Origin of the sequence: Peribacillus sp. NPDC058002 (assembly GCF_042886655.1) — a bacterium.
Lineage (GTDB): Bacteria > Bacillota > Bacilli > Bacillales > DSM-1321 > Peribacillus > Peribacillus aracenensis.
Window position 1 is genome coordinate 1 of record NZ_JBHVQU010000223.1, and the last position, 5,691, is coordinate 5,691.

2 protein-coding genes are annotated in these 5,691 nt (G+C 34.6%); both read right to left on the bottom strand.

Features of this window, described 5'->3' with window-relative positions; all coding sequences use genetic code 11:
* Positions 1-149 precede the first annotated feature (149 nt).
* Positions 150-1,685, bottom strand: a complete 1,536-nt coding sequence (locus tag ACFVSH_RS22120) for a glycosyltransferase family 2 protein (RefSeq protein WP_387707839.1) — start codon at positions 1,683-1,685, stop codon at positions 150-152.
* Between the two features lie 100 nt (positions 1,686-1,785).
* Positions 1,786-5,115, bottom strand: a complete 3,330-nt coding sequence (locus tag ACFVSH_RS22125) for a CDP-glycerol glycerophosphotransferase family protein (protein WP_387707841.1) — start codon at positions 5,113-5,115, stop codon at positions 1,786-1,788.
* Between the last annotated feature and the right edge of the window lie 576 nt (positions 5,116-5,691).

The window sequence follows — 5,691 nt, forward strand, 5'->3', positions numbered from 1 at the left end:
TCAACCACACCGCTTTACTTGGTAAATAGCAACAAAGTATGCGAAAACAGCCTTATTGATTAATGATAATGGAACCATGCTAATAAATCGAATGAAAAATAAGCTCGCCCAATAGAAGGGAGAGCTTATTTTTGGTGTACTCCTAACAGCTACTCCAAAGACTTTATTGCCAGTCCCAAATTATTTGCCACTGTTGTATAAAACTCCACATTTTTCTTATTATACGTCATCTTATTTTTCAGGATCCTTTTAATATTCACCAATTGATAATCATTGTAGCGAATGAACACCGTAAATAACGACTTTTCCATTTTATCAATTTCATCTAATGAAACAGTGAAATGGCCTCTATTACCTTCTATTTGAACTCCGCAATTGATTTCATTGTCAATTCTTGTCCTGTCACGTATCAATACAGAATCTATGTTGTCTATATCATCACCATAAATCTCAAAACTTTGGTGGTAGACATTATCCATAATATAAGAATCCAGGGCACGAGCAAGCATCGGTATCCTGACAAAGCGATATTCGTCATTCAGAAATGGAAGTTCATAATAAGGTAAACCATCTTTTATATGGTATTTTTTATTGGAATCTCGCTTTAACCATTCAAACAACTTTATGAAATCATCAATACGATCCTCCATGAATAATTCAAGTGCCAATTTATAAATAGGTACTTTGAATTCATTCTTGAAGTCATATGACAAGTTTTTCGCAGTTTCGACAGCTTCCCCTAATAGTTCAATAAAATCTTCTTTATTCTTGGATTTCACAAAGGTTTGACTGTCGAACGTTTTTACAATGTCGTACTCATAAATCCGGTTAAGAGCCACCCTTTTCAATTCAATGGCCGTATCCTTGGATTGAATATACTTTATTATATCAACATCCGCTTTTCTTTTTTCTAACATATTCGTAACACGTGTTAAAGAAGATGAGTTTTCCGAAGTCCTATTGACATAATAAATAGGTTTTTTAGTAGTTGATACAGCTCTAACTTTAAAGAAAACATCAGTAAAAAACCATTTATCTTCACCGAATTTCATATTCGGAAAACCAATTTCATTTTCTTTAACCATATGCAGGTTCATCATCCTGGCCGTTGGACCCATATGATAAAAAAAGTGCGGTACATCCATCGGGGTGATGCTTCTTCTTTCTTTAATGGAAGCAAACTCCCCGATCACACTCTCTGACTCAGATTCGACTTTTACCGTTTTGCCCACTACATAATCATCACCGGTTTCCTCCAGGATGTTATAGAGGCTTTCCAGTCCATCATGGGCAAGCCAGTCATCCGCGTCTAAAAAAGTGATATATTTGGATGTTCCCAATTCTATTCCAATGTTCCTAGGGGTCCCAGGTGACCCATTGTTTTCTTGAAGGGTAACGGAACAGATATTTTTATATTTAGCCGTATACTCTTGAATGATTTTATTGGTACCATCAGTCGAACAATCATCAATGATGATATATTCAATCTGATCCATGCCCATGGTTTGATTGATCACTGATTCAATCGTTTTCCTGATGAATTTTTCAGCATTGTATGCTGCAGTGACTACAGTGACTTTTTTTCCTTTTCCTAAAAATTTATTCCTTAAGCTTACAGGATTATTTTTTATTGGTATATTGCTCTTTAAAAGTTCCCTCGCTTTTTGACGCACCAAGAAATTCATACGATTCCTCTCCTTTTATTTCTAGAGGTAACATAGATGTTTCGACCAGGCAGCCAATTTACCAGCTACTTAAAAGCAACAATACCCTTTATTAAAGGAATCAATCATTAAAAAATTTATCCACGATTCTCTGTGTAGCTTTACCGTCCTCTATTCCACAATACTTCTCTCTAAATAAACCATATCTCTCTTTATATTGCATGTTTATTTTATCGATATTGGTAATAGTTTCAATAATATCCTCGGTTGTTTTTAAAAATGGACCAGGTGCTTCCTTTTCAAAATCCATATAGAATCCACGGATGTTATCTCTGTAATCTTCCAGATCATACGTGTAATACAAAATCGGCCGAGCGGTATTAGCGAAATCGAACATTACTGAAGAATAATCTGTAATCAATATATCGGAAATCAGGTAAAGTTCCTGAATATCTGAATAATTGGATACGTTTATCACAAAATCCTCAAATTCACTCGGGATGCTGAGATTATTACTGATTACAACATGCATCCTTAATAACAGGATATATTCATCTCCTAGTTCTTCCTTCATTCTTTCCAAATCAAATTTCAGCTCGAAAATAAATTTATTGTTTTTCGATGTTTGATTATCCCGGAATGTAGGAGCATATAAGATGACTTTTTTCCCTTTTGGTATCTTCAGTTTTTCCATCACCGACTTGGCGATTATTGAAGAATCTTCCCTGTAAAACAAATCATTTCTTGGATATCCCGTTTCCAATATTTCACCTTCATATTTGAAAGCACTTCTGAAGGCCGTGGATGCGTATGGACTTGGGGATATTAAATAATCCCAAGTTCTCGTTGCACCATGCACTCGATTTAAGTACCCATCGTCTCTTCCTTGAATATTGTCTATATCAAATAGCATTTTTTTCAAAGGGGTACCATGCCAAGTCTGAATATAAGTCGTTTCCTTCCTTTTGCTTAAATAGGTAGGGAAGTTTTGATTATTTATCCAATAACCTGCTTTGGCTAAATAATAATAGTATTCCGGACTTAAGCGTTTTATCAGCTTTGTATTCTTTCCTTTTATCGGTAAATTACCATTATACACCCAAACTTTTTTATATTTATTATCCCTTTTGACCAGTTCTTCATAGATATACTTGGGGCTATCGGCGAATTGCTTCCCTATCCCACTTTCAAAAAGAATAAGGTTCCGGTCAACCGGGATAACCCTGGACATGATTTTATAAACTTTTTTCATGACAGGGAAATATCTATCACTTTTCCTAAACCGATTCAAAATGAGTTTGGATATCGGATGGTTATATAATTTAGTTAGTGAATTTTGATCTTTTTCTGCATTTTGAATCACTTCGAATATCCTTGAATTAGAATGGACATCGCGATATTTAATAAAACGGTTGGCCTTGTCCATATACTTCTTCTTCATGACAAAATCTGTATTGGCATATTCGGCTAATACACCCAATAATTCATCCAATTCATTCACGATTTCACCAGGAAGATCGTTATCCAAATCCAAATGTGAAGGTCTTTTCCCTATGAAATGATCTCTATCAAATTGATAGTAGATAACCGGTTTATGCAGAAAACTAAAGTCAAAAGCAACACTTGAATAGTCCGTGATCATAATCGCACTTTCCTTGATTAATCTTTGGACATCCACTTCCCCCTGACTAATTACCCTAACAGGGGCATCCTTAAAATAAGATGTGAATTTCTGCATATTAGGGTGAAGGCAAAAAATGATTTCAAACCCTTCTTTTTTAGATAAATCATGTAATACCGGGTGATTCACTAATTTCTGATACCTTTCAAAATACTCGCTTTCCAAAAATATTTCATCGGAAGTAATCCAATCTCTCCATGTTGGAATGATCAATAATTGCCTCTTTGTTGAAACATCATCCTTAAACAGCGAGTCGAACCTCGAAAGTCCCGTCGCGAATACTTCTTTTTCGTTGTAACCAAAATCAGTTACAATCATATCCTTTTCAAAATCTGAACTTACCAGAAAAACATCCGTACTAAAACCGGAGACTGCATTTTTCCCGTAGTTTGCCACCATATTCTTAGTGCCCATAACACCATGTTGAAGAAAAACCTTAACTCCCTTGACACGATTTTTAAATTCGGATGTCCTTAAAGGATATAAATAATCCGGGTGATGTGATGAAATGATACGTGTCGATTCCATCGTCTTTTTAATATGATCCTTTGACTTGAAATAAAGTACATTTCCAAAGGGTTCGACGTTCTTGGCTTCCACGGAATTTTCCTCTATTACATAATACACTTCTTTTTCTGGATGATTTTCCCTCATATATTTAAAAAAGTGATATCCGGTATCCTGGGCTTTATACGTTCTTTCTCCAACTAGCCAGACATCCTTTTTCTGTTTAAATAAAGTTAGGAATCTCCTCCATCCCATCATCCTTTTTAGATACCTATAACTTTCTGTAGTGAAGTTAAACACTTCCAAAGATAAATTGGATGCTTTAAAGGTATAGTAAGGATTGACGATAGCCACTCCATCATTCGAGCTGACATCGGTCTCTTTAGTAAATAATTTAGTTCTGGTGGTTGGTCTTCCGACGCGTACCATTTTCGGCTCTTCCTGATCATGTAAATGTAGTCTCATGTAAATGTCATATACATCATCTTCCAATTCCGCACTGACTAACTGTTCTAGATCCAATCTCAAATCATATATATAACGATTAAGTCCATATTTCTTAATATTCATTTCCTCATTATGAATAAAAGATATATTTGCCTGATATTCTTTGGAACTTTGCCTTCCTTTTACAAGGCCCTCGCCTTTTATGATTCTTGAATGCTTGGTGAAAATTTGACCATTAATTTGCATGGTTTTCGACTTATTTTTAATTTTTTCAATTTGAGACTTAATCGAAATTTTAGGGACCATATTAAAGTAAAGAGATAAATTTCCTTTATTCGTTATAGAGAATAAACTTTGGTTATCTTCATATTTGTAGATACTCAAATTGTTCGCGTGCGTTTCCTGGAAACGCCCGAGACGAATTGGATATTCGATATGAACCTGTTCGTTCACTTCTACATATTCGGCTTTATGTTCGATACTAAGTATCGTTTTTTTGCTCAGCCTTTCAACCGGAACGGAAACCTTTATGTAACAGTCATAAACAGTCGGTTCAACATCTTCTAATTTCCGCATTAAATCCTTCATATCTACTTTAAACTCAAATTTAGATGTGCTCACTGATTCAGCTATTTTTATTTTTTGATCTTCATTATCCCTAGAATATAGCCATAGTTCTTTTGCGCAATAATGTTCTATTGAAAATTGCCCTTTTATCAACAGTTTATTTTCCTCTTGCACAATGGTCAGAACTTGTTTCAGCTTAATTTTAGAAGCTTTTTTTGCTTTCCCTTTTCCAAGAAGCTTTTTAATCATTTTAGACCACCTATAACAAATTATTATTTAAATAAAAATGAATCATTCATTGTACTTTAAAATCATAAACTTTTTTCGGTTTTTCCTCAATATCATTAAACAGACAGGCGTTACGTCCATAAATTCCCTTTAATTCCTCAGAAAAACAAAAAAGACAATATTGGTTAGTTCGAGACTGAAAATGAACATACTAAAACTAAAAACATTTCGTAAATATACTCGTTCTTCCATGTTGCCAGAATGGAAAGGGAATAGCAAAAACATGTTTCTAATTGCAAAGAAGTCTTCTAACATCAAAGTGAACGCTTTCAAAACAGCCAACTGTTATACTTGCACTTCTATATAAATGTGAAGCGATAGATTGATGGCCTATACTTGCCCCCCTCCCGCCGTTTCACCTTCACCATTAACAAGGATTTATGATGCTCCTCTAGTTGTTCTCTCCTAAACGTGGTAAAATTGTGAATGGCTTATTTTGATGGCAGCAAGATGAAATTTTCTTATCATATCGTTCATTTTAAGAATAAATACCATTCAGTATAAACCATGCATTTCTATAGATGCTTTATTATGCCC